Origin of the sequence: Micromonospora sp. WMMD708, assembly GCF_049315245.1 — a bacterium.
GTDB lineage: Bacteria > Actinomycetota > Actinomycetes > Mycobacteriales > Micromonosporaceae > Micromonospora > Micromonospora wenchangensis.
The window spans coordinates 2,655,885-2,680,182 of record NZ_CP186060.1 but is presented as its reverse complement, the minus strand read 5'-3'; the positions used below and the strand labels follow the sequence as shown (position 1 = coordinate 2,680,182).

Sequence of the window (24,298 nt, the reverse complement as noted above, 5' to 3'; positions counted from 1 at the left end):
GCCGTTCACCGGGACGGCCGTCGGGCGGGCGGTCACCGGGCGACCGCCTCGGCCTGCCGGGGCAGCGGCGCGACCCCGGCGATCAGGTCCGCCGCCTTCTCCGCGATGGCGATGACGGCGGCGTTCGGGTTGCCCCGGACCAGGGTCGGCATGACGCTGGCGTCGACCACCCGCAGCCCCTCCAGCCCGTTGACGCGCAACTCCTCGTCGACCACGGCACCCATCGCGCAGGTGCCCGCCGGGTGGAAGATCGAGTGCGCGTACTGCCGGACGTAGTGCCGCAGGTCCTCGTCGGACTCCGAGGCCGGCGGGGCGAACTGCCCCTCGGTGTACGGGGCGAGCGCCTTCTGCTGCGCGATCCGGATGCCGATCCGGGTGGCCGCCACCGCGTCGTCGAGGTCGCGCTCGTCCTGGAAATAGTTGTGCACGATCTTCGGCTTGGCCGTCGGGTCGGCCGAGGCGAGCAGCACGTACCCCCGGCTGCGCGGGGCGATCATCGACGGGCCGTACGAGATCGAGTGGTGGGTGGGGGTGCCCAGCCCGCTGTCGGCGAACATCACCGGCGCGGCCAGGAACTCGGCGTCCGGGGCGGTCAGGTCGTCGCGGGTCCGCACGAAGCCGCCGGCCTCCGGCCCGTTGGCCGTCATCGGGCCGCGCCCCTCGGTCAGGAAACGCTCCAGGTGCTCGGGCTGGTTGGCGGCGAGCAGGCTGATCGGCTGCGAGTGGGTGTAGACCAGCGGGATCAGCGCGTGGTCCTGGAGGTTCTGCCCCACCTGCGGCTGGTCCAGCAGCACCGGCAGGCCGAGCGCGCCGAGCAGCGGGGCCGGGCCGACCCCGGAGAGCATCAGCAGTTGCGGCGAGTTGTACGCCCCGGCGGCGAGGATGACCTCCCGCGACGCGGTGACGGTCAGCGTGTCGTCCAGCCGGGTGCCGGTCACGCCGACCGCCCGGCCGTTCTCGATCAGCACCCGGTGCACGTGGACGTTGGTCTCCACGGTCAGGTTGGGCCGGTCGAGGGCCGGGTGCAGGAACGCGGTCGCGGTGCTCTCCCGGCGGCCGTCGCGCTGGGTGAGCTGGAAGAACCCGAAGCCCTCCTGGGCGGCGCCGTTGAAGTCGTCGTTGACCCCGTACCCGGCCTCGGTGGCCGCCTCGACGAACGCCGACGACATCGGGTTGTTGGCCCGCCCCTCGGAGACCGCCAGCGGCCCGCCGACCCCGTGGTACGTCGACGCGCCGCGCTCGTTGTCCTCGGAACGCTTGAAGTACGGCAGCAGGTCGTCGAAGTCCCAGCCGGGCTGCCCCCAGCCGTCGAAGTCGCCGCGCGCCCCCCGGATGTAGACCATCGTGTTGATCGAGCTGGTGCCGCCCAGCACCCGGCCCCGGGGCAGGTAGACCCGCCGCCGGCCCAGCGCCGGCTCCTCGTGGGTGTCGTAGTCCCAGTCAAGGTGGGTGCGGAACAGGGTGCCGAAGGCCACCGGGACGTGGATGTTGTCGGCGGTGTCCCGGGGACCCGCCTCGATCAGGCACACCGTGACGTCGGGGTCCTCGGTGAGCCGGGCGGCCAGGACACACCCCGCTGATCCCGCGCCGACGATGACGTAGTCGTACACCACTGCACCCTCCAAGGTCAGGTTTCCGGTTGTCGGTCGCGGGTCACCGCGCCACCGGCGGGGGCCGGGTAGTCCCCGCCGGACGTGCCCCGAGGCCGTGGTGACCGTGATCGGCATCCCGTCGTCACCACGACCCCGGCGGTCGGGCGGTCGTCGTCGACCGCGCCGACGTCAGCCCCTGATCGGGCTGCTCTGGTGCGAGACCAGCCGGAGCTGGCCGTCGGGTTGGCGCAGCATCACCCAGGTGGCCCGGATGAAGTTCTCCGGCGCGATGTCGTCCTGGCCGGCCATGATGATGCCGCCCTCGGTCACCACCAGGGCGACGTCGTCGGTGAGGAAGGTGACCTCGACCGGCCAACCCTTCACCCGGGCGCCCCGCAGCGGCCCGGCGAAGCCCCGGGACATGTACGCCCGGATCTCCTCCCGGCTGGTGAGCTGCTCGTCGCGCATCAGCAGGCTGCCGTTGTCGGTGAACACGTCGGCGAACATGTCGGCGTCGTTGGCCGCCCAGGCCGCCTGGATGCGCATGGCCACCGTCAACACCGCCCGCTCGTTCGCGTCGGTGTACCCCCGGTAGTAGGACGGGTCCTCGGGGACACCGGCGGCGGCCAGCAGCGCCGACGCGTCCCCCCAGGGCGCCATGGTCGTGGTCATCGGTCCCTCTTCTCCTCTCGTCGTCCAGGGCCGGGGCGACCCGTTCGTCGTCCCGGCCCTGGCCGGCCCGCTGCCTGCCCCGGCGCTGGCCGGGGCCGGGTTCAGCCGGTGATCGGGCTGCTCTGGTAGGAGGCGATCCGCCAGTCGCCGTCCCGCTTGACGACGACCCACATGATGCGGACGTTGTCGCCCGGGGCGAGGGCGTCGGCGTCGGCGTAGATGACCCCGCCGACGCTGACCGCCAGCGCCATCGACTCCGAGACGACCTGGATCTCACTGAACTCCAGGGTCAGCCGGGAGCCCTTGTACGGGCCGGCGAACAGCTCGCCGAGGTACGTCCGGATCTCGTCGCGGCTCATCAGCTGGTTGTCGCCGACGAGCATGCTGCCGTTGTCGATGAAGAGGGAGGCGAACCCCTCGGCGTCGTTGGCGTCCCACGCCGCCCGGCAGCGCAGCGGCGCGGTCAGCACCGCCCCTTCCACCCCGTTGGGGAAGTCGCCGTAGTACGAGGCCCACTGCTTGGCGCCGGCCACGAGCGACGCGCCCTCGGTGCTCATGCTGTCTCCTCCTGTCCGCGTGGACGCCCGGTCACCAGCGCAGCGTCGCGCCGGCGCCGCGCGGGCTGTTCTGGTAGCCGGCGAGCTGCCACTGGCCGTCCCGCTTGACGACGACCCAGGTGGAGCGCACGGCCAGCTCCTCCGCGATCTCCGTCTGGCCGGCGGCGAGGATGCCACCGTGGGTACGGATCAGGGCCGCGTCGTCGGCGATGATCCGCACGTCGACCGGGCGGCCGGTGACGCCGGTGCCCTTGAACGGCCCGGCGTACGCGGCGGCCATGAACGCGCGGATCTCGTCGCGGCCCTTCTTGAACACGTCACCGGGCAGGATCATCACGCCGTCCTCGGTGAACGAATTCGCCACCCCGGCGGCGTCGTTGCGGGACCAGGCCTCCACCAGCCGCAGCGGAACGGTGAGGACCTCCTTTTCCTGAGCGCTGGTGAACGACCCGTAATACGCGTCGAGCGCCTTTTCTCCGTCAATGGCCGGAGCCACCTGGGTACCAGTGGACATCGTGGTCGCTTCCTCTCCTGGGACTACTTCGGACGGCGGACACATTCACCCCCGAAGGGTCCGTCCGTCCCCCCTATCCTCCGGCGGTGCGACAGCGCTGACATCTCCCCGATTGCGATGTCGACGACCGTTTCCGAGAATCGGTTTTCCGGCGTCCGGACAGCGAAATGCCGTACCCCGGCCGGTGGTGCACCGGCCGGGGCACGGCGGGACCGCTGCAGGTGGTCAGCCCACCCGCAGCGCGGCCGGGTCGTCAGCCGGGTCGTCGTCGGCCGGCTCCGCGGGGCGCAGACTGTCGACGATGTGGTCGGCCAGGGCGGCGATGGTCGGCTTGTTCCACAGGATGTTCGGCGGCAGCTCCAGCCCGTACCGGCCCTGCAGGCGTACCCGCAGCGCCACCGTCATCACCGAGTCCACCCCCAGCTCGACCAGTGGCCGGCGCAGCTCCAGGTCCTCGGCGGCCAGGCTCAGCTCGGCGGCGGCCTGCTCCCGCACGTCGGCGGTGACCAGTTCCCGCAGTTCCTGCTCCGGGGTGTCGGCCCAGTCGACGCTGAACGTCTGGCCGGTGCCGGCCTCGGTGGTCGAACGGGTCGCGGTCAGCTCCCGCAGCATCGGTAGCCGGGGGGCGTTGGTGGTCGGCGCCAGCACCCGCAGGATCGCGTGGTACGGGCTGTGGAACCGGTCGGCGAAGGCCCAGGCCCGGAACGCCTCGGTCACCGAGATCGCGTCCAGGCCCCGCGAGTTGGCCTCCAACATGGTCGACGAGATCGACTCGGACATCCCCACCCCGCGCCAGGACGTCCAGCCGAGGCTGGTCGTCTCGGTGTGGCCGTCGGCGTGCCGGTGCGTCGCGAGGGTGTCCAGGAACGAGTTGGCCGCCGCGTAGGTGGTCTGACCGGTCAGCCGGGTGAACTGCCCGCAGGATGAGAACATCACGAAGAAGTCCAGCGTGCCCGGGGGGAAGAGGCGGTGCAGCACCATCGCCCCGTTCACCTTGGGCCCGAGGACGTCGTGCAGCCCCTCACGGTCCACCTTGTCCACCATCGCGTCGCGGACCACCCCGGCGGCGTGCACGATGCCGCGTACCGCCGGCATGCCGTGCGAGGCCGGGTCGAGCGCCGCCGCGACCTCCACCGGGTCGGTGATGTCCAACGCCAGGGTACGGACGGTCACCCCGAGCGCCTCCAGTTCGAGCACCCCGTCGATCTGCCGGCGGGTCCGCACGTCGTGGTCGCCGTCCCACTCGGCGCGCGGCGGCAGGCCCCGGCGGCCGGCCAGCAGGATCCGCCGGGCCCCCCGGTCGGCCAGCCAGCGGGCCACCATCAGCCCGAGCGCGCCGAGACCACCGGTGATCAGGTACGTGTCGGTCGGCCGGCACTGCAACGCGGTGCCGTCGGCGGGCCGCTCGACCTGACCGAGCCGTTGCACCGCCACCGCCCCGGCACCGTCGACGGAGACGACGTCCTCGTCGCCGGTGAGCCGGCGCAGCACCGTCGCGACGGTGGCGGCGGGCACGTCGGCGTCGTCGGCGAGGTCGACGACCCCGCCCCACAGGTCCGGGTGTTCCCCGGCGAAGATCCGGGCGATCCCCCACAGCGGGGCGTGGGCCAGCGACCGCTCCCCCACCGCCTGCCGGACGCCCCGGGTCAGGCACCACAGCCGGGGCTGCGGTGCCGCCGGGTCGCCCCCGGCCGCCTGCACCTCGATCAGCGCCTGGGCGCTGCGGATCAACGTCCAGCCGCACCGCTCGGCGGCCTGCTCGGGCGACTCGTCGGCGTCCCCGATGCCCGGCGCGACCAGGACCGCGTCGCGCGGGGTGAGACCGACCGTGGCCAGCTCGTCCGGGCCGTCCACCCGGACCGTCCGCAGTCCGGTGCCGGCCAGCGCCCCGGCCAGGTCACCGGCGGCCGCGTCGTCACCGACGACGACCACCCGGGACAGTACGGTGGCGGTGCCGTCGACGTCGAGGTCCAGCGGCCGCCAGAGGACCTCGTGCACCAGCTCGCGGGGCGCGGCCACCGCGCTGTCGGTGTCCGAGATGGCGGAGAAGCGCAGGCCGCGTACCTGGCAGACGACCTCGCCGTGCTCGTTGGCAACCTGCACGTCGACGGTGTCCTGCGGCGACCGCGGCGACCGCACCGAGTGGACGGTGATGTGCGCCGGCGGTTCCCCCTTGAAGACCACCGACTCGATGTGCGAGGACATCCACTGGTGCCGGGCGTACTCCGGGGTGACCAGGACCGCGCTGATGGTCAGCGCACCGTCGATGACGTGCGCCCAGCTGGTGGCGGTCTGCGCCGGGGGCGGCACGATGACGATGTCGGCGAGCTGCTCCTCGTCGTTGCGGCGCAGCTCCACCACGTCCCAGGGGAACGCGTAGCCGCCGACGCCCATCCGGCGGAACATCTCGTCGACCCGCTGCCAGGACCACTCCTGCGGGCACCGGGCCCGCACCTCGTCGGCGTCCACCCGGCCGTCGACCAGTTCGGTGCTCCAGTCGATGGTCGCCGTCGAGTGGGTGATCCACTCGTACTCCTCGTCGTCGACGACGGGGGCGCCGTCCTGCGGGGCGACCCGGGTGGCCAGCCGGGCGGTGTTCTCCGACAGCACGATCTGCACCACCCGGGGCGGTGCGACGGCCAGCGGCGTCCGCAGCACGATGTCGGCCAGCGCGGGCAGCCGGCCGTCCTCCCCGGCGGCCAGGGCGAAGCTGTTGATCAGTACGGCGGCCGGGGTGATCTCGACGTCGACCACCTCGTGGTCGAGCGGGTAGGGCCGCGAGGACATGTCCAGGTAGGTCTGCCACACCTGCCGGGGTGGCGCGCCGGAGACCGTCATCCGGCCGCCGAGCAGGCTGTGCCGCTCCGGGTCGTGCCCACCGCCGGGACCGGACTCGGCCCGGGCCTCCGGGAAGATCCAGTACGGCCGGTGCTGCCAGGCCACCGAGGGCATCGGCAGCAGCGCCCCGGTCGGGTGCAGCCGTCCCCAGTCCACCGCCGCGCCCGCGCAGTAGAGCCGGGCCGTGCCGCCCAGCAGGGCGCGGACCTCGTCGGTGTCGCGTCGCAGGCTGGGCACGACGGTGGCGTCGTCGACGCCGAGGTGGGCGAGGGTCTCCCCGATGGAGTGGGTGACCACCGGGTGGGAGGAGACCTCCAGGAAGACCCGGTACCCGTCGGCGACCGCCGCGGTCACCGCGGCGGTGAACCGCACCGGCTCACGCAGGTTCGCCACCCAGTACGCCCCGTCGCGCGTCGCGGTCGACCGGGGGTCGGTCAGCGCGGTGCTGTAGAGGGGGGTGCGGGGCGTCTCGGGACGCAGCGCGCCGGCTGCCGCGGCGACCTCGGCCACCGCCGCGTCGACGTGCGGGCTGTGGAAGGCGATGTCGCTGTCGACCCGCCACACCGCCACCCCCTCCTCGCGCCACCGGGTCACGATCTGCTCGACGGCCTCCCGGTCGCCGGAGAGCACCGTGGACGTCGGGCTGGCCGAGATGGCGGCGACCACGCCGACCTGGCCGGCGAGCCGCTGCCGGGCCTCGTCGAAGCCGAGCCCGACCATGGCCATCCCGCCCTGGCCCTGGAGACGCTCCAGGGCGCGCGCCCGCCGGCAGGCGAACCGGGCGGCGGCCAGCACGTCCAGGCTGCCGGCGACGGCGGCGGCGGCGATCTCCCCCACCGAGTGCCCGATCACCGCGGCCGGGGTGAGCCCTCTGGCCCGCCAGGTCTGCGCCAGGGCGACCTGGGTGGCGAAGGTCAACGCCTGCACCTCGACACCGTTCCACGGACCACCGGCGGTGAGCGCCTCGCGCGGGGTCCAGCCGAGTTCCTCGCGGAACACCTCGGCCAGCGCGTCGACGGCGGCGGCGAAGACCGGCTCGTCGCGCAGCAGCTGCCGGCCCATGCCCGTCCACTGCGCGCCGTGCCCGGAGAACACCCAGACCACCGGGGCCGGGTCGGCCACCGTCCGGCCCCGGGCGACCTGCGGGGTGGTACGGCCGTCGGCCACCTCCCGCAGCCGCTCGACGAGTTCCTCGGTCGAGGCGGCCAGCACGGCGGCCCGCTGCGGCAGGTGCGAACGGCGGTGCGCCAGGGTGTGCCCCACCGACGGCAGGGACGCCCCCGGGTGTTCCGTCAGCCAGTCGGCCGTACGCGCGGCCAGCGCCGCCACCCCGGCCTCGGACATCGCCGACAGCGGGTACACCGACGGCCGGGTACCGGTGGTGCTCTCGGCCGACACCGTGCCGGCCGCCGCGTCGGCGGCCGTGGCCCCGGCCGTGGCGGTCGGGACGGGCGGCGCCTCCTGGAGGATGACGTGCGAGATGGAACCGCCGACGCCGTAGCTGGACACGCCGGCCCGACGCGGACCGTCACCCGCCGGCCAGGGCGACCGCTCACCGATCAGGCGCAGCCCGGAGCCGGCCCAGTCGAAGTCCGGGTTCGGCTCGCGGTGCAGGCTCGGCGGGATCTCCGCGTGCCGCAGCGCCAGCACCGCCTTGATCACACCGGCGATGCCCGAACCGGCCTCGACGTGCCCGATGTTGGGCTTCACCGAGCCGACCAGGCAGGGCCGGTCGGGGGTCCGGCCGGCGCCGAAGACGGCGGCCAGTGCCTTGGCCTCCTCCCGGTCGCCGACCGGGGTGCCGGTGCCGTGCGCCTCGACGTAGTGCACCGTCTGCGGGTCGATGCCGGCCCGCTCGTAGGCGACCCGGAGCATGTGCTCCTGGGCCGAGCCGTTGGGCGCCATCATGCCGTCGGAACGGCCGTCCTGGAACACCCCGCTGCCGGGGATCAGCGCGAGCACCTCGTCGCCGTCGCGGCGGGCGTCGGCCAGCCGCTTGAGCACGACCACGCCGGCGCCCTCACCCCGGCCGTAGCCGTCGGCGTCGGCGGCGAACGCCTTGCTGCGCCCGTCCGGGGCGGTCGCCCCGGCCGCGTCCAGGGCGACGAACAGCGTCGGGCTGGCCATGATGTTGACCCCACCGACGACGGCCAGCGGGATCTCCCCGTCGCGCAGGCTCTGGCAGGCCAGGTGCAGCGCGGTGAGCGAACCGGCGCAGGCGGTGTCCACCGCCATGCTCGGCCCGCGCAGGTCCAGGAAGTACGAGATGCGGTTGGCGATGCCGTAGTAGGTGGTGCCGTTGACCGCCCAGGCGCCGGTGCGCGGGATGTCCTCCAACAGGCGACGGCCGTAGTCGTTGGAATTGGCCGCCACGAAGACACCGGCGTCCGAACCGCGCAGCGACAACGGCGGCACGCCCGCGTTGCCGAGCGCCTCCCAGGCCAACTCCAACACGATCCGCTGTTGCGGGTCGAGGAAGTCCGCCTCCCGGGGAGAGATGCCGAAGAAGTCCGCGTCGAATCCCTCGATGTCGTCGAGGAATGAGCCCAGCCGGGTCGTCTTCCGCAGGATCGCGGTGGCCTGGGGGCTGGTCGAGGCGTACGGTTCCCACCGCTTGTCGGGCATGGCGCTCACGGCATGTCGACCACCGATGAGAAATGCCCAGAACTTCTCCAACGAGTCAAGGTCAGGGGCGAACCGGCAGCTCATACCGACAATGGCCACGGCGTCAGAAAATTCCCCATCCTGGCTCACGTCCAGGCTCCTCTCCACATCGCCGACCGCATCCGGAACACAGCCGGATGCGGTGGTCGCTGTCCTTCGGAAATGTCGCGGTGACGGTCAGGTCCGGACGCTGACCCCAACTGCGAAACATCCTGTTCCTTGGCCGATCGGGGGGGCACCTTCCTGAGTGCGATCGTCGGCGGCGGTGGACGGCCGGCCGGACCGGCGGTGACCTCCGCTAATGCCGGGCCGGGCAATAGCGCAATGCGGGAGAAGGAAGTCGGCGGTACGCCTCCGTACGGTTTCCCCGCGAGTTCGACACACGATTTCGCGTCGCGCCGCCCGGGCTCCGACGCCGGTGCGCCGTGTCGACCGATCGGATCGGGAGGGCCCGACATGTCCGCAGAAGCGACCCGACCTACCCTCGACGGGACCGTGCCGTGGCCGCCGGAGCTGGTGGCGCGGTACACCGAGCGGGGCTACTGGACTCACCGGCCGCTGGGGGCGTACCTGTACGCCGCCGCCGACGCCGACCCCGCCAAGACGTGCCTGGTCGACGGCCCGGTACGCCTCACCTTCGCCGAGCTGACCGCCCGCGCCGACGGCGCCGCCGAGCGCCTGCGGGAACTGGGGATACGTCCCGACGACCGGGTGGTGGTGCAGTTGCCCAACTGCTGGGAGTTCGTCGTGCTGACGGTGGCCTGTTTCCGGCTGGGCGCGGTGCCGGTGATGGCGCTGCCGGCGCACCGGCGGCAGGAGATCGCCGCGATCGTGGCGTTGACCGGGGCGCGGGCGCTGGTCGTACCGGACGTGTTGCGGGATTTCGACCACCAGGCGCTGGCCCACGAGGTGGCCGCGGACGCGCCGACCCTGCGGCACGTGCTGGTCGCCGGGACGGACGTCCGCGCGGACAGTGTCGACCTGCGGCGGCTGTGCCGGCCGGCGGACGTCCCGGCGGCGGCCCGCTCGGTGCTGGACGCCGCCGCGCCCGCCGGGTCGGCGGTCGCCCTGTTCCTGCTCTCCGGCGGCACCACCGGGGTGCCGAAGCTGATCGCCCGGACCCACGACGACTACGGCTACATGATGCGCCGGGCCGCCGAGCTGTCCGGGGTGGACGCCTCGACGGTCTACCTGGCGGTGCTGCCGCTGGCGCACGGCTACCCGATGGCCGGGCCGGGCATCCTGGGCACGCTGCTGGCCGGCGGTCGGGTGGTGATCCTGCCGTCGCCCGCGCCGGAGCGGGCGTTCGAGGCGGTGCAGCGGGAACGGGCCACCTTCACCTCGCTGGTACCGGCCGCGGTGCAACGCTGGCTGGAGTACCGGGAGAAGGACCCGGACCGGGACCTCAGCTCGCTGCGCCGGGTCCAGGTCGCCGGTTCCCGGCTGGCCGACCAGGTGGCCCGGCGGGTGACGCCGGTGCTCGGCTGCGAGCTGCAGCAGGTGTACGGCATGGCGGAGGGGCTGCTCTGCCTCACCCGCCCGGACGACCCGCAGGACGTGGTGTGCCACAGCCAGGGCCGGCCGATCTGTCCCGACGACGAGCTGCGGCTGGTCGACGAGGACGGCCGGCCGGTGCCGCCGGGCGAGCCGGGGGTGCTGCTGACCCGGGGGCCGTACACGCCGCGCGGCTACTACCGTTCACCGGAGCTGACCGCGCGGGCGTTCACCGACGGCTGGTACAACACCGGGGACATCGTCCGGTTGCGGCCCGACGGGAACCTGGTCATCGAGGGCCGGGACAAGGACCTGATCAACCGGGGTGGCGAGAAGATCTCCGCCGAGGAGGTGGAGAACTTCGCCTACCAGCTCGACGCGGTGAGCCTGGCCGCCGCGGTCGCCATGCCGGACGCCGAGCTGGGTGAGCGGGTCTGCCTCTACGTGGTGCCGCAGCCCGGCCGGACGGTCACCCTGCAGGAGGTACAAGCGGTGATGCAGCGGGCCGGGGTGGCCGCGTTCAAGCTGCCGGAGCTGCTGGTGACCGTGGACGAGTTGCCGTTCACGGCGGTCGGCAAGGTGAACAAGAAGCAGCTCCGCGCGGACATCGGCCGCCGGCTCGCCGGCTGACCCGCCGGCCGGGCCGGTGGGACGGCCCGGCCACCCGCCGGCCGTCGACGGGGGCGGGACGTGGATGACACGGGGGCGGGGCGCACCGGGTGCGCCCCCGCCCCCGTGTCCGGTCAGGGTTTCGGGATGTCGAACAGGGTGGGGATACGCATGGCCAGCCCCCGGTCGCCCTTGGCCTTCATCCGGCCCAGCACGAACATGGTGACCGGGTTGGCGTTGCTGCTGACCAGTTTCAGGAAGTCGATGTCGCTGAGGGTCAGGGTGAGCCGGGGTTCCCGGTCCGGCCGCTGCGACAGCACGCACTCACCACCGGCGATGACCATCTCGTAGGTGTCCACCGTGCCCTCGCGCCGGTCGCCGACGCTCCAGTGCAGGACGGCCTCGGTGTTCCCGGCCCGGTCGGCGCGGAACAGGGTCGGCATCCGGACGAAGATGCCGTCGAGGATGGTGCGGCGGTGCGGGCCGCCCATCACCCGGCGCAGTTCGTCGACGGGGGTGGCGGTGACCAGTCGGGCGAAGTCTCGGGGTTCCATCAGGGCGGGGTCGGCGTCGGCGAACATGGGTGTCCCTTTCGTCGTACGGGCAGGGAGGGGCCGGCGGGGGTGGCGGCGGGACGCGGCGCGACCGCGACGGCGGGCCGGCGGCACCGGCGTGTCGGGCATCCGACCGGCGGCCGGTGCGTCGGGCGCGGCCGCCTGTCCGTCGAGTATGGAGAGGTCAGCGTGGGCTGCCTACTTCGACGATGCCCGGTCGCCGCCGACGAGAGGGCATGTATGGAGATGTCCCGGGACGGCCGGGGCCGAGATCATGGTGGGGAGGAGGTCGACGGGGGGCGCAGCACCGTGCCCGCGTGACGGTCGACCTCGGGCCGCCGCCCACCGGGCCGGGACACCGAGCTGAGGAGACCGGATGAGAGTGCTCTTCGTGCCGCACGCCAACAAGGCGCACCTGCACATCATGACGCCGTTGGCGTGGGCGCTGCGCACGGCCGGACACGACGTCCGCGTCGCCAGCCAGCCCGAGATCGCCGACGCCATCATCGCGGCCGGGTTCGTGCCGGTCGAGGTGGGTCGGACGCGCACGGAGATGCCGGCCTTCTATCCGGGGGTACGCCCCGGCGAGGCGCCGCCGGTGGTGATGGCCCCCGGTGAACGCCAGGAGATGCCGTTGCAGCAGGACTTCCCCCGGGACAACCCGTTGGAGAAGCTGTCCCGGGCGTCCTGGGGTTTCGCGCTGTTCTCCACCGACGAGATGATCGCCGACCTGGTCACGCTGATCGCCTCGTGGCGGCCCGACCTGGTGGTCTGGGACTCCATGGTGTACGCCGCGCCGGCCGCCGCCACCGTCTGCGGGGTGCCGCACGCCCGGATGATGATGGGCCCGGACGGGATCACCCAGTTGCGCCGCGCCGCCCGGGACCAGGGTGACCCGTTGCGCGACTGGCTGGACCGGGTGCTGGACGGCTACGGCACCCGGTTCGACGAGGACGTCGCCGTCGGGCACTTCACCATCGACCCGATGCCGCCGTGGCAGTACCAGCCCGACGGGCTGCACCTGGTGCCGGTGCGGCACATCGCGGTGAACCCGCCGGCCCGGATCCCCGACTGGTTGCGCGAGGAGCAGCAGCGGCCCCGGATCTGCCTCACCCTCGGCGAGTCGCACCGCAACGGGCGCGGCACCGAGGCACCCGCCGCCGACCTGCTGGACGCGGTGAGCGGGCTGGACGCCGAGGTGATCGCCACCTTCAACGCCAAGCAGCTCGCCACCATCGCGAAGCTGCCGGACAACGTCCGGGTGGTCGACTTCGTGCCGCTGGCGATGCTGCTGCCGAGCTGCGCGGCGATCGTGCACCACGGTGGGGCGGGCACCTTCGCCACCGCCATCGAGCACGCCGTACCGCAGCTGATCATTCCGGGGACGCACTGGGGGTTCCAGTGGTGGGGGCCGCTGGCCCACGCCAACGGCCTGCAGCAGCAGGGCGCCGGCCGGTTCGTCGCCGACGCCGACCACCTCACCTCCGAGGCGCTCGCCGAGGATCTGGCCCGGGTGCTCAAGGACCCGTCGTTCAAGGCGAACGCCGAACGGCTGCGGACCCAGGTGGCCGGCCTGCCCACCCCGAACGACCTGGTCCCGGCGCTGCACCGGCTGGTCGACCAGTACCGGGACGTGGCCGCCGCGCGGGCCGGGCGGCCGACATGACCGGGTCACTGCGGTTGACCACCGACGCCGGCACCTTCGACGCGTTGAGCGCCGGTCCCACCGACGGCCGGGGGGTGCTGCTGCTGCACGGCTTCCCGCAGGGGGCCGTCGAGTGGGAGCACCAGCTCGCGGCGCTGGGCGCGGCCGGCTACCACGCCGTCGCGCCGGACCAGCGCGGCTACTCCCCCGGGGTACGCCCCGACGACGTCGACGCGTACCGGATGGACGCGCTGGTCGACGACGTCGTCGCCGTCGCCGGGCAGCTGGGCTGGTCGCGGTTCGACCTGGTCGGGCACGACTGGGGGGCGGCGATCGGCTGGGCGGTGGCCGACCGGCGTCCGGAGCTGTTGCGGACCTTCACCGCCGTGTCGGTACCGCACCCCCGGCCGTTCGCCGACGCGCTGGCCACCGACGTCGACCAGCAGCGCCGCTCGGCGTACCTGGCGATGTTCCGGCAGCCGGGGCAGGCCGAGGGGATGCTGCTGGCCGACGACGCCGCGTTCCTGCGCCGGATGCTGGGTGCAGCGGGGCCGGCGAAGCTGGCCACCTACCTGGACCGGTTGACCGCGCCCGGCGCGTTGACCGCCGCGTTGAACTGGTACCGGGCGACCCGGCCGGAGGACGTCGAGGCGGGGCCGGTCGAGGTGCCGACGCTGTACGTCTGGGGCAGTGACGACATGGGCGTCGGCCCGGTCGCGGCACACGGGACCGGTGCCTGGGTGACGGCCCCGTACGAGTTCCTCACCTTCGACGGGGTGTCGCACTGGGTGCCCGAGGAGGCGCCGGACCGGCTCTCCGCGGCGCTGCTCGCCCATCTCGCCCGGCACCCGGGATGAGCCGCCCCGCGCCGCCCCGGCGTGTCCCGGGTCGACGCCGGGTTCCGTGTCGGCTCCGGGGGCCGGGCCGCCGCCCGGGGCCACCGACCCACACACCGAGAGGATCGAGATGACCGTTAACAGTACATTCGCCGCCAATGCGGCGTCCACCGGGGGGACACCCGACTTCCCGATGCCCCGTACCTGCCCGTTCGCCCCCGCCCCCGAGTACGTCGGGTTGCGCGCCGAGGCGCCGGTCAGCCGGGTCCGGGTACCGGACGGGCAGCTCGCCTGGCTGGTCACCCGCTACGCCGACGTGCGGCGGCTGCTGACCGATCCCCGGGTGAGCGCCGACCGGTTCCACCCGAACCTGCCGTTGACCGAACCGGTGACCCCGCAGACCCGGCGCAACATCGCCGCCGTGGGCCGCTCGCTGATCGGGCTCGACCAGCCGGAGCACGGCCCGCAGCGGCGGATGCTGATCGGTGACTTCACGCTGCGCCGGGCGCAGGAGATGCGCCCGCACATCCAACGCACCGTCGACGAGTGCATCGACGCGATCCTGGCCGGGCCGAAACCGGTGGACCTGGTCGCCGCACTGGCGCTGCCGGTCCCCGCCTCGATGATCACCAAGCTGCTCGGCATGCCGTACGAGGACCGCGACCTGATCGTCCGCAGCGCCGACGCGCAGTTGCGCCGGACGGTCTCCGCCGAGCAGCGGCAGCAGACCAGCAGCGAGCTACGGGCCTACGTGGACCGGCTGGTCAGCGCGAAGGAGGCGGAGCCGACCGACGACCTGCTCGGCCGGCTGGTGGTGCAGAACCGGCAGACCCCGCTGTTCGACCACGACATGCTCGTCGGGTTGGCGATGCTGCTGCTGGTGGCCGGTTTCGAGACCACCGCCAGCATGATCTCCCTCGGGGTGGCCGGGCTGCTGGAGAACCCCGACCAGCTCGCCGTGGTCACCGGTGACCCGGCGGCGACGGCCCTGGCGGTGGAGGAACTGCTGCGCTACTTCACGGTGGTCGACGCGCTGCCCCGGGTGGCCACCGCGGACATCGAGGTCGGCGGGGTGACGGTCCGGGCCGGCGACGGGCTGCTGCTGTCGTTCGCCTCCGCCAACTGGGACACCGACGTCTTCCCCGACGCCGAGGTGCTGGACGTCCGCCGGGGCGCGCGGCACCACATGGCCTTCGGCTACGGCATCCACCAGTGCATCGGGCAGAACCTGGCCCGCGCCGAGCTGGAGATCGTGTTCCGTACCCTGTTCGCCCGGATCCCCGGGCTGCGGCTGGCCGAGGAACTCGACGGCCTGCCGTTCCGCAAGGAGTCGAACATCTACGGCCTGGACCGGCTGCCGGTGACCTGGTGAGGGAGGCTGCGGTGAGTGGGGGCGACCCGGTGGGCACCGAGGAACCGACGACGACGCTGGTGGTGAGCCGGGGCCTGTGCATCGGCGCCGGGCAGTGCGTGCTGTCCACCCCGGAACTGTTCGACCAGAGCGAGGACGGCCGGGTGCTGCTGCGCCGGCAACCGGACGACGCCGGGCAGGCGCGGGTCGCGGTCGACCTCTGCCCGTCGGGTGCGCTGCGGCTGGCCACCGGGCGACGACCCCGCGACGACGACGATCCGGCGGCACCGGCGAAGGGGTGGGGCTGATGACGACCGGCACCGGTACCCGGATCGCCGTGGTGACCGGCGGGGGGCGGGGCATCGGGCAGGCGATCTGCCAGGGTCTGGCCCGCCGGGGCATGGACGTGGTGGCGGTGGACCTGGTCGACCCGGTCGAGACGGTGGCGCTGGTGGAGGGCGAGGGGCGCAAGGCCCTCGGTGTCACCGGGGACGTCTCGGACCCCGACGACGTCGCCCGGATCGGCGCGGAGATCACCGCCGGGATGGGCGGCTGTCACGTGCTGGTCAACAACGCCGGCATCTACCCGGCCAGGAACATCTTCAAGCTGGAGTACGAGGCGTGGCGCAGGGTGCTGGCGGTCAACCTCGACTCGCAGTTCCTGATGACCAAGGCGGTGCTGCACCACATGTGCGAGGCGCGGTGGGGGCGGATCGTCAACCTCACCTCGAACTCGGTCGGGCTGGCCCTGCCCGGGTTCACCCACTACATGGCCAGCAAGATGGGGGTGATCGGCTTCACCCGGGCGCTCGCCAGCGACGTCGCCGCGTACGGCATCACCGTCAACGCGGTCGGGCCGACCCTGTCGCGTACCCCGGGGCTGGCGGAGAGTCCGATGGCCGGCGCGGCGCAGGAGCACGTGGCGGCGATGCAGGCCATCAAGCGGCCCGGCGAGGCGCAGGACGTGGTCGGCACGGTGGCCTTCCTGGCCAGCGACGACGCCGCCTTCGTCACCGGGCAGACGATCATGGCGGACGGTGGTCTGGTCCGGTTGTGACCGTCCCCGGCCGTTCCGGGGGGTCTGGCCGCTTGCGGGCCCGTCCGTCCGGGGAGGGCCCGCGGGCGCGGGCGTGCGGGGGGGGTCGTCGATTCCCGCACGCCGGCCCGGTGCGACGTGATCCCCTGGTGGGACGGGTGCCACACGCCACCCACCCAGCAAAGCTATTGCCGTTAGCTTTTCGGCTAGCTAGGCTAGCTTCATGACCGACGCCCGGAACAGCACCCGCCCACCGACCCGCCACCTGCACCGCCCCGAGGGCCGCGTCGCCTACGACGTCCAGGGCAGCGGCCCCCTCGTGGTGCTCGTCCCCGGCATGGCCGAGCTGCGCTCGTCCTACCGGTTCCTCGCCCCCGCCCTGGTCGCCGCCGGCTACACGGTGGCCACCACCGACCTGCGCGGCCACGGCGACAGCGACACCACCTTCACCTCCTACGGCGACCCCGAGACCGCCGCCGACATCAGCGCCCTGATCGACGAACTCGGCCGGCCGGCCGTCATCGTGGGCAACTCGATGGCTGCCGGCGCCGGGGTCATCGTCGCCGCCGAGCACCCCGAAAAGGTCCGTGGGCTCGTCCTCGTCGGCCCGTTCGTCCGCAACCCCCGGCAGGCCCCCGGCATGCGGAGCCTCTTCCACCTGCTGATGTCCCCGCTCTGGGTGGCCCGCGTCTGGAAGGCCTACCTGCCCACCCTCTACGCCGGCGCCAAACCGGCCGACTTCGCCGAGTACCGGGCGGCCGTTGTCGCCAAGCTCCGCCAACCCGGCTACGGCACGGCGTTCTCCCGCACGGCGCGGCAGACCGACCACCGGCCCGCCGAGGCACGACTGGCCGACGTGGACACCCCCGTGCTGGTCGTCATGGGGGAACGCGACCCCGACTTCACCGACCCGGCGGCCGAGGCGGCCTGGATCGGCGACACCCTGCGCGGCGAGGTGGTCATGGTGCCCGACGCCGGCCACTACCCGCAGTCCCAGCAGCCCGACCGGACCGCCCGTGCGGTGCTCGACTTCCTCACCCGGATCACCACCCGTGCCTAGGGCCGGCCTCACCACCGACACGGTCGTCGCACGTGGCGCTTACCTGCTCGAAGCGCACCCGGACGACGAACTGACCCTCGCCGCGCTCGCCGAGCACCTCGGCGTCCGCGTCCCGTCGCTCTACAAGCACATCGACGGCCTCCCGGGGCTCCGCCGGGGCATCATGCTCCGCGCCAAGGCGGACCTGGCGACCACACTCGCCGAGGCGTGCGTCGGCCGGGCCCGCGACGACGCCGTCCGCAGCCTCGCCACCGCCTACCGCGGGTGGGCGCGGCAGAACCCGGTGCAGTACCCGATGACCGTCCGGGCGCCCGACCCCGACGACGCCGAGGACCAGCGGGTGAGCGACGCCGCCGTCCAGGTGGTCTACCGCGTGCTCGCCGGCTACCGGCTGCTCGGCGACGACGCGGTCGACGCCACCCGGCTGCTGCGCACCGTCATCCACGGCTTCGTCAGCCTGGAGACCGCCGGGGCGTTCGCCCTCCCCGTCGACCTGGAACGAAGCTACGACCGGGCCGTCGACAGCGTCGTGTCCGCCCTGGAGAACTGGAAGGGCCGGTGACCGCCCCGCCCGCCCGCACCGGCACCCCTGCTCACCCAGGGTCACCCCACTGACGACACGCTGCGTCGACCTGCGCGACGCTGTCCCCGTCGTCCGCGAGGATGGCCGACGGGAGGCGGGCGTCCCCGTCGACGCCCGCCGGCCGGGCAGCCCGCACACACGGGCGTCGCGGGGTGCGGCGTCCCCCCGAGGGGAGCAAGGGTGACACTGTCGGACAGGCTCGCGCCGGAGGCCGGTCGGCTCCGGCTCGGCGACGAGTTGAGCGTCAACCGGTTGGGCTTCGGCACCATGCAACTGCCCGGCCCCGGCTCCTTCGGCCCTCCGGACGACCACGCGGGCGCCCTGGCGGTGCTGCGCCGGGCGGTCGAGTTGGGGGTCAACTACCTCGACACCAGTGACTTCTACGGCCCGCACGTGGCCAACGACCTGATCCGGGAGGCACTGCACCCGTACCCCGACGACCTGGTGATCGGCACCAAGATCGGGGTGGTGCGGGACAGGTGGGGCGACTTCGTGCCCGCCGGGGCACCCGACCAGTTGCGCCGGCAGGTGGAGGAGAACCTGCGCCGGTTGGGCCGGGACCGGTTGGAACTGGTCTACCTGCGCGTCGGCGGGGACGGCCTGCTGCGGCCGGGCGACGTGCGGTTCTCCGAGTCGTTCGCGATGATGGTGCGGCTGCGCGACGAGGGCCTGATCGGCGGCGTCGGGCTCAGCGGCGTCACCGTCAAGCAGCTCGACCAGGCGCGGGCGGCGATCCCGGTCGCCGCCGTGCAGAACCGGTTCCACCTGCTCGACCGGGAGTGCCACGACGTGCTGCGGCGGTGCGCCGAGGAGGACATCGCCTTCGTGCCGTACTTCCCGCTGGGGGCGGGGCTGCTCGGTGCCCGGCACGGGCGGCCGCCGCTGCCGTTCGGGCCCGACTTCAGCGCCGCGCAACGGCGTACCGTCGACGCGGTCGCCGACGGGCACGGCGCGACCCGCGCGCAGGTCGCGATCGCCTGGCTGCTGGCCTACTCGCCGACGGTGCTGGTCATCCCCGGCACCAGCTCGGTGCGGCACCTGGAGGAGAACATGGCCGCCGCCCGGCTGCGGCTGACCCCGGCGGACCGGGCGGCCCTCGACGCGCTGGCCTGACCGGACGATCCGTCGCCGGGTGCCCCGCAGGGGGGTACGGGGCACCCGGCGACGGCTCAGGCGGCGCAGCCCGCGAGCGCCGGGGTGGGGGCGGGCGCACCGGGCAGGCCGAGGAACAGCCGGGTGCAGTCGACGAGGAACTGCGGGTTCTCCTCCGGAACCCAGTGACCCGAGTCCGGTACGACGACCTGCCGCACGTCGGTGCCGACCTGCCGGTAGGAGGCGGCGACGCCGGGGCCGAAGGAGAACGCCGCGCCCATCGCCAGCACCGGCAGGGTCACCGGCTTCGCCGGGGCCTGTGCCCGGTTGTCGGCGTTGTCGGTGGCGAAGGCGCGGTAGTACTCGTAGCCGGCGGTCCGGTCGGCCGGGTCACGGTAGGCGCGGTAGTAGACCTGCCGGTCGATCGTGTCGTGCTGGGACGAGAAGTCGAAGATCCGGTCCAGGTAGACCGGGACGTCGTCGTTGTCGATGAGCAGCTCGGGCGTCGGCGCCGGGGTGGCGTTGAACAGGAAGTGCCAGCTGCGGCTGTACAGGTCCTCCAGGCCGAAGCCGGACAACGCGGTCTCGATCACGATGACCCGGGACACGTCGGCCGGGTAGTCCCGCGCCCACGGGTAGGCCACCAGCGCCCCGACGTCGTGGCCGATCAGGTCGACCCGGCCGAGGCCGAGCTGCTGGGTCGCCGCGTGCAGCCGACGGGCCGTGGTGGCCTTGTCGTACCCGCCGGCCGGGGCGGCCGAGTCACCCAGGCCGGGCAGGTCGAATGCGACGACCGTCCGGCCAGCGCGCAGGGCGGGCAGCACCGGCCGCCACGCCTGCCAGGTCTGCGGCCAGCCGTGCAGCAGCACCAGCGCCGGCCCGCTGCCGCCCCGGACGTAGTGCAGCCTCGTCCCCTCGACCTCGACGTGACCGTGCCGGAAGCCGGCGGGCAGGGCCCGGTCGGCGGTCCCGGCCGGGCCGGCCGGGCCGGCGACCGCGTCGGGGGCGGCCACCAGCAGGAGCACGAGTCCGGCCACGGCGGCGACGGCCCGACGCCACGGGTGGCGGCGCGGCACCGGGGCACCGGGAGAGACGGACGTTCGCGGGAAGCGGCGCACGAGGAGTCCTTTCGTCCGGGTCAGCACTGTCGGGTGACGCGGGGGCGGCGGCCGGGGCGGAATCCGACCCGCCCGCACCGCGACGCCGGTGGCCGGGCGGGGTCGTCGACGGCCGCCCCGCAACGCGTCGTGCGACGACCGATGGGATTCGCGCCGTCGCACCATGTCACCATTCCCCGGCGGGTAGACCACGTCAATGGTCGATGTTGCGCACGTTCCGAGACGACAGGTCGACATCCCCGCACGTATGGTCAGGACATGGCGACCGACAGTGCCGTGGTGGTCGGCGCGAGCATCGGCGGGTTGCTGGCCGCCCGCGCCCTGTCCGAGACCTACGGCCGGGTCACCCTGGTCGACCGCGATCCCCTGCCCGAGCAGGCCACCAGCCGCCGCGGGGTGCCGCAGGGCCGGCAACTGCACGTGCTGCTGGACCGGGGGCGGCAGGTGCTGGAGGACCTGCTGCCCGGGGTCACCGGGGAGCTGACCGCACTCGGCGCGCCCCTGGTGGACCTGCACGGTCAGGTGCGCTGGTACAACGACGGCTACCGGATGCGGCCGGCGACGTCCGGGCTGCGGGCGATCGGGGTGAGCCGTCCCCTGCTGGAACAGGTCGTCCGCAACCGGGTGACCGCGCTGCCGGGGGTGACCGCGCTGCCCGGACACGAGGTGACCGACCTGGTCGGCACGCCGGACCGGCGACGGGTGACCGGGGTACGGGTGCACCGCCGGGCCGACGGCCCCTCGGCCACCCGCGAACTCTCCGCCGATCTGGTGGTCGACGCCGGCGGACGGGGCACCCGCAGCCCGGTGTGGCTGGCCGGGCTCGGCTACCGGCCCGCCCCGCAGGACCAGGTGGACGTCGGCCTGACCTACGTCACCCGGCTCTACCAGCGGGACCCGCGGCACCTCGACGGGCTGCTCGGCGTGCTCACCAACGCGGTGCCCGGCCGTACCCGGGGCGGCATCGTGGCGGTGCAGGAGCAGGACCGGTTCGCGGTGGCCCTCAGCGGGATGTTCGGTGAGGAACCACCGCTCGACGACGCCGGCCTGCTCGCCTACGCCGAGAGCCTGCCGGCGCCGGAGATCGGCGCGCTGCTGCGGCAGGCCCGCCCGCTCGGCGCGCCGGCCCGGATGCGCTTCCCGGCCAGCGTCCGCCGCCGCTACGAGCGGCTGCGCCGCTTCCCCGCCGGATACCTGGTCTTCGGCGACGCGCTGTGCAGCTTCAACCCGGTCTACGGGCAGGGCATCACGGTCGCCGCGCTACAGGCGGTGGAACTGGCCCGGCTGCTGCCCGCCGGGCCGCACGGGCTGGCCCGGCGGTTCTTCCGGCGCGCCGCCCGGGTGATCGACATGCCGTGGTCCATCACGGTCGGCACCGACCTGCGCTTCCCCGAGGTCCCCGGACCCCGGTCGCTGCGGGTGCGGCTGACCAACGCCTACGTGCACCGGCTGCACGCCGCCGCCACCGCCGACCCGACGCTCGGTGCGGCGTTCCTGCGGGTACTCAACCTGGTCGACCCGCCGCAGCGGCTGCTCGTCCCGCCGGTCGCGGCGCGGGTGCTGACCGGCGCGCGGGCGGGGTCCCGGTCGACCGGCCGGCGCGCCGAAGTCAGCACGCACGGATAAGACCGCACCGGTACGCCTCGGCATGCTGTGAGCGGGCAGCGGTCGCTGCCCGGCGGGTGCGACGGCGTACGGCGTCACCCGTCAGGGCCCGGAGACCCGTGGGTCGGACGCCCTGCCGGGGCGGGTCGTCGTCCGGTCGGCCGTGCGCCCGCCCGGATCGGCAGAGACGAGGCACGATGGCCCTGCGAGAAAGCCCCGAGCCCCCCCTCCCCCGGCGGCCGGTGTCGCCGGCACCGGTCGGGCTGGCCCCGGCGGCACCCACCCGGCACGGCACCGCCGCGCTGGTCAGCGCCGCCGCCGGCGTGCTGCTGGCGGTGCTCTGGTCGTTCGAGTTCGTCGACTCGGTCATCGGTGACACGGTGGCCAACAACCTGCTCGGCCACGACGCGAAGGCGACGGCGATCGGCGGCACCGGGGCGGGTCTACTGTTCGCCTTCGTCTCCGGGTTCGCCGGCACCTTCACCGCCTGCAACATCGCGATGGTCGCCTCGGTCGGGCCGTTGAGCCAGGCGGGGGCGTCGAACCGGCTGCGGCACCACCTGCGGTCGCTGCTGCGGCCGGTGGGCTGGTTGGCGCTGGGGATGGTCGCGGTCTCCGCGACGTACGGCGCGGTGGGGGTGCTGATCGGCGACGGCCTGCCACAACTGTCCACCGACACGGTCGGCGGCATGCCGGTGCGGCTGATCCAGTCGTCGGTGGTGTTCGGGGTGATCGGCCTGGTGCTGGCCCTGCTCGGGCTCAGCGCCCTCGGGTTGGTGCCCGACGTGTTCGCCCGCCGGCCGGTGGCCCGGGTGGTGCTGATCGGGGCGCTGATCGGCGGTTTCCTGATCGGGCGGCCGTACCCGCTGTTCAACAAGCTGTTCCACTGGGCGGTGGAGACCGGCAACCCGGTGTACGGCGCGGCGGCGTTCACCCTCCAGTCGCTGGGCAACATCGTGGTGGTCACGCTGCTCTTCGTCGTCATCGTGCTGGTCACCCGGGGTGGTTTCCTGCGCTGGATGACCGACCCGGCCCGCTCGGCGCTGGTGACCGGCACCCTGCTGGTCGCCCTGGGCGTGTTCACCGTCGTCTACTGGGACCTGCGGGTGCCGTCGATCTTCGGCGTCGGCTGGTTCCCCACCATGCCCTACAACTGACCCGCCCCTCCCGTCCCCCTGCGCCCCGGCGTCCGCCGCCGACCTCGTTGATCAAGAGGTTTGCGTCACCGATGATCTTCGGGTCGACGCGAACCTCTTGATCAACCCCGCCTCGGGCGGGGGGTGGGGGGGTGGGGGGGTGGGGTGCCGGGTGGGGTGCCGGGTGGGTCAGGTGGGTGGGGCGGCGACGCTGGCGCGGTGCACGAGGGTCGGGGCGATGGTGTGCCGCTCCACCACACCCGGGCCGGCTTCGATCTGGCGCAGCAGCATCGCCAGGCCGGCGCGGGCCACCGCGTCGAAGTCGGGCCGCACGGTGGTCAACGGCGGGATGAAGTACGCCGCCTCCGGCACGTCGTCGAAGCCGACCACGCTGATCTCCTCCGGCACCCGACGCCCGCGTTCGCTCAACGCCCGCAGCACCCCGAGGGCGAGGTGGTCGTTGGCGGCGAAGATCGCCGTCACCTCCGGCATCCGGGCCAGCATCTGCCCACACCGGTAGCCGGACGCGGCGCTCCAGTCGGCCGACAGCACCGGCGGCACCTCCGCGCCGGCCGCCCGCAGCGCCGCCCGCCAGCCCTCGACCCGCCCGGCGCTGTCGAACCAGTCCGCCGGGCCGGAGACGTGCCACACCGTGCGGTGCCCGGCGTCCAGCAGGTGCCGGGTGGCCAGCCCGGCCCCGGCCGCCTGGTCGACGGTGACCAGCGCCGCCTCCCGGGCCGGATCGCCGTCGACGGTGACCAGCGGCACGCCGTGCGGCAGGTGGTCGAGCGCCTCGTCGGCGGAGGCCACCGGGGCGATCACCACGATGCCGGCGACCCGGTGGTCGAGGTGCCGCTCCACGGCGGCGGAGATGGACCGCCGGTCGAGGGTGCTGACGCTGCCCACACTGACCGCGAACCCCGCCGACGCGGCGGCCTGCTCCAGGGCCGCCAGCAGCGACGCCGGCCCGTAGAGGGTGCTGTTCTGGGCGACCACCCCGATCAGCTGGGAGCGGCCGGTGACCAGCGCCCGCGCCGCGCGGTTCGGCCGGTAGCCCAGCTCGGCGATCGCCGCGCGGACCCGCACCCGGGTCTGTTCCCGCACGTTCGGGTGGTCGTTGAGCACCCGGGAGACCGTCTGGTGGGAGACTCCCGCGAGGCGGGCGACGTCCGTCATCGCAGGACCACGCATGGGGGCCATTATCCACCGGGGCGGCCCCGCCGGACGCCGGTGTCCGCGCCACCCGGGGACCGGAAGTTCCGGTGGGACGGGCCGCCTTGCCAAGCCGGACACGGGCTAACGATACTCATGGATGTTCCTGAGCCGGACATGATCGAGCGCC

Annotated in this window: 19 protein-coding genes; 11 read left to right on the top strand and 8 right to left on the bottom strand. The window is 73.7% G+C overall.

Going from position 1 to position 24,298, the window contains the following annotated elements; genetic code table 11:
* Positions 1-32: 32 nt before the first annotated feature.
* The 5 genes from ACN260_RS11705 to ACN260_RS11685 form a co-directional block, all read right to left on the bottom strand.
* Positions 33-1,610 (bottom strand): GMC family oxidoreductase, encoded by a 1,578-nt coding sequence (locus ACN260_RS11705; RefSeq protein ID WP_422755988.1) that lies wholly within the window; start codon positions 1,608-1,610, stop codon positions 33-35.
* 171 nt (positions 1,611-1,781) lie between these two features.
* A complete protein-coding gene (locus tag ACN260_RS11700; RefSeq protein WP_422755987.1) occupies positions 1,782-2,264 on the bottom strand; it encodes an SgcJ/EcaC family oxidoreductase in 483 nt (160 codons plus the stop codon).
* Between the two features lie 101 nt (positions 2,265-2,365).
* The gene (locus tag ACN260_RS11695; protein ID WP_422755986.1) at positions 2,366-2,821 is read right to left on the bottom strand and encodes an SgcJ/EcaC family oxidoreductase; all 456 of its coding nucleotides are present in this window, start codon (positions 2,819-2,821) and stop codon (positions 2,366-2,368) included.
* Positions 2,822-2,852: 31 nt separating this feature from the next.
* Entirely contained in the window at positions 2,853-3,335 is a 483-nt protein-coding gene (locus ACN260_RS11690) for an SgcJ/EcaC family oxidoreductase (protein WP_302744145.1), read from the bottom strand.
* A gap of 225 nt (positions 3,336-3,560) precedes the next feature.
* A complete protein-coding gene (locus ACN260_RS11685; RefSeq protein ID WP_422755985.1) occupies positions 3,561-8,897 on the bottom strand; it encodes a type I polyketide synthase in 5,337 nt (1,778 codons plus the stop codon).
* A gap of 396 nt (positions 8,898-9,293) precedes the next feature.
* Here ACN260_RS11685 and ACN260_RS11680 point away from each other — a divergent pair, with 396 nt between their 5' ends.
* Positions 9,294-10,961, top strand: a complete 1,668-nt coding sequence (locus ACN260_RS11680) for a (2,3-dihydroxybenzoyl)adenylate synthase (RefSeq protein WP_422755984.1) — start codon at positions 9,294-9,296, stop codon at positions 10,959-10,961.
* Positions 10,962-11,074: 113 nt separating this feature from the next.
* On the opposite strand, the gene ACN260_RS11675 is transcribed toward ACN260_RS11680, so the two are convergent.
* Entirely contained in the window at positions 11,075-11,521 is a 447-nt protein-coding gene (locus tag ACN260_RS11675) for an SCP2 sterol-binding domain-containing protein (RefSeq protein WP_302744148.1), read from the bottom strand.
* A 349-nt stretch (positions 11,522-11,870) separates the two neighbouring features.
* Between ACN260_RS11675 and ACN260_RS11670 the strand changes: the two genes are divergently transcribed.
* From ACN260_RS11670 to ACN260_RS11635, 8 genes are all read left to right on the top strand, one after another.
* Positions 11,871-13,160 carry a nucleotide disphospho-sugar-binding domain-containing protein gene (locus tag ACN260_RS11670; RefSeq protein WP_422755983.1) on the top strand — a complete coding sequence of 430 codons (1,290 nt, stop codon included), beginning with the start codon at positions 11,871-11,873 and terminating at the stop codon, positions 13,158-13,160.
* 8 nt (positions 13,161-13,168) lie between these two features.
* A complete protein-coding gene (locus ACN260_RS11665) occupies positions 13,169-13,996 on the top strand; it encodes an alpha/beta fold hydrolase (protein ID WP_422756686.1) in 828 nt (275 codons plus the stop codon).
* A gap of 109 nt (positions 13,997-14,105) precedes the next feature.
* Complete coding sequence (locus ACN260_RS11660) at positions 14,106-15,347, top strand: cytochrome P450 (protein ID WP_422755982.1); 1,242 nt, start codon at positions 14,106-14,108, stop codon at positions 15,345-15,347.
* Between the two features lie 56 nt (positions 15,348-15,403).
* Positions 15,404-15,634 (top strand): ferredoxin, encoded by a 231-nt coding sequence (locus ACN260_RS11655; protein ID WP_422756685.1) that lies wholly within the window; start codon positions 15,404-15,406, stop codon positions 15,632-15,634.
* Entirely contained in the window at positions 15,634-16,383 is a 750-nt protein-coding gene (locus tag ACN260_RS11650; protein ID WP_422755981.1) for an SDR family NAD(P)-dependent oxidoreductase, read from the top strand. Before ACN260_RS11655 ends, ACN260_RS11650 begins: the two co-directional genes overlap by 1 nt.
* Positions 16,384-16,585: 202 nt before the next feature.
* A complete protein-coding gene (locus ACN260_RS11645) occupies positions 16,586-17,422 on the top strand; it encodes an alpha/beta fold hydrolase (RefSeq protein WP_422755980.1) in 837 nt (278 codons plus the stop codon).
* A complete protein-coding gene (locus ACN260_RS11640) occupies positions 17,415-17,984 on the top strand; it encodes a TetR/AcrR family transcriptional regulator (RefSeq protein WP_422755979.1) in 570 nt (189 codons plus the stop codon). Before ACN260_RS11645 ends, ACN260_RS11640 begins: the two co-directional genes overlap by 8 nt.
* 201 nt (positions 17,985-18,185) lie before the next feature.
* The gene (locus ACN260_RS11635; protein ID WP_422755978.1) at positions 18,186-19,118 is read left to right on the top strand and encodes an aldo/keto reductase; all 933 of its coding nucleotides are present in this window, start codon (positions 18,186-18,188) and stop codon (positions 19,116-19,118) included.
* Positions 19,119-19,174: 56 nt separating this feature from the next.
* Here the strand turns inward: ACN260_RS11635 and ACN260_RS11630 are convergent, their stop codons facing one another.
* Positions 19,175-20,173 (bottom strand): alpha/beta fold hydrolase, encoded by a 999-nt coding sequence (locus ACN260_RS11630; protein WP_422755977.1) that lies wholly within the window; start codon positions 20,171-20,173, stop codon positions 19,175-19,177.
* Between the two features lie 300 nt (positions 20,174-20,473).
* Between ACN260_RS11630 and ACN260_RS11625 the strand changes: the two genes are divergently transcribed.
* Positions 20,474-21,841 carry an FAD-dependent oxidoreductase gene (locus tag ACN260_RS11625; RefSeq protein ID WP_422755976.1) on the top strand — a complete coding sequence of 456 codons (1,368 nt, stop codon included), beginning with the start codon at positions 20,474-20,476 and terminating at the stop codon, positions 21,839-21,841.
* Positions 21,842-22,017: 176 nt separating this feature from the next.
* A complete protein-coding gene (locus tag ACN260_RS11620) occupies positions 22,018-22,977 on the top strand; it encodes a hypothetical protein (protein ID WP_422755975.1) in 960 nt (319 codons plus the stop codon).
* Between the two features lie 168 nt (positions 22,978-23,145).
* Here ACN260_RS11620 and ACN260_RS11615 read toward each other — a convergent pair whose 3' ends face one another.
* On the bottom strand, positions 23,146-24,147 hold the full coding sequence (locus tag ACN260_RS11615; RefSeq protein ID WP_422755974.1) for a LacI family DNA-binding transcriptional regulator: 1,002 nt from the start codon (positions 24,145-24,147) through the stop codon (positions 23,146-23,148).
* Positions 24,148-24,298: the final 151 nt, after the last annotated feature.

Coding starts and splice junctions, on each gene's coding strand:
- ACN260_RS11700 (WP_422755987.1), bottom strand. CDS start 2,264: ATGACCACGACCATGGCGCCCTGGGGGGACGCGTCGGCGCTGCTGGCC.
- ACN260_RS11695 (WP_422755986.1), bottom strand. CDS start 2,821: ATGAGCACCGAGGGCGCGTCGCTCGTGGCCGGCGCCAAGCAGTGGGCC.
- ACN260_RS11690 (WP_302744145.1), bottom strand. CDS start 3,335: ATGTCCACTGGTACCCAGGTGGCTCCGGCCATTGACGGAGAAAAGGCG.
- ACN260_RS11680 (WP_422755984.1), top strand. CDS start 9,294: ATGTCCGCAGAAGCGACCCGACCTACCCTCGACGGGACCGTGCCGTGG.
- ACN260_RS11675 (WP_302744148.1), bottom strand. CDS start 11,521: ATGTTCGCCGACGCCGACCCCGCCCTGATGGAACCCCGAGACTTCGCC.
- ACN260_RS11670 (WP_422755983.1), top strand. CDS start 11,871: ATGAGAGTGCTCTTCGTGCCGCACGCCAACAAGGCGCACCTGCACATC.
- ACN260_RS11660 (WP_422755982.1), top strand. CDS start 14,106: ATGACCGTTAACAGTACATTCGCCGCCAATGCGGCGTCCACCGGGGGG.
- ACN260_RS11650 (WP_422755981.1), top strand. CDS start 15,634: ATGACGACCGGCACCGGTACCCGGATCGCCGTGGTGACCGGCGGGGGG.
- ACN260_RS11645 (WP_422755980.1), top strand. CDS start 16,586: ATGACCGACGCCCGGAACAGCACCCGCCCACCGACCCGCCACCTGCAC.
- ACN260_RS11625 (WP_422755976.1), top strand. CDS start 20,474: ATGGCGACCGACAGTGCCGTGGTGGTCGGCGCGAGCATCGGCGGGTTG.
- ACN260_RS11620 (WP_422755975.1), top strand. CDS start 22,018: ATGGCCCTGCGAGAAAGCCCCGAGCCCCCCCTCCCCCGGCGGCCGGTG.
- ACN260_RS11615 (WP_422755974.1), bottom strand. CDS start 24,147: ATGCGTGGTCCTGCGATGACGGACGTCGCCCGCCTCGCGGGAGTCTCC.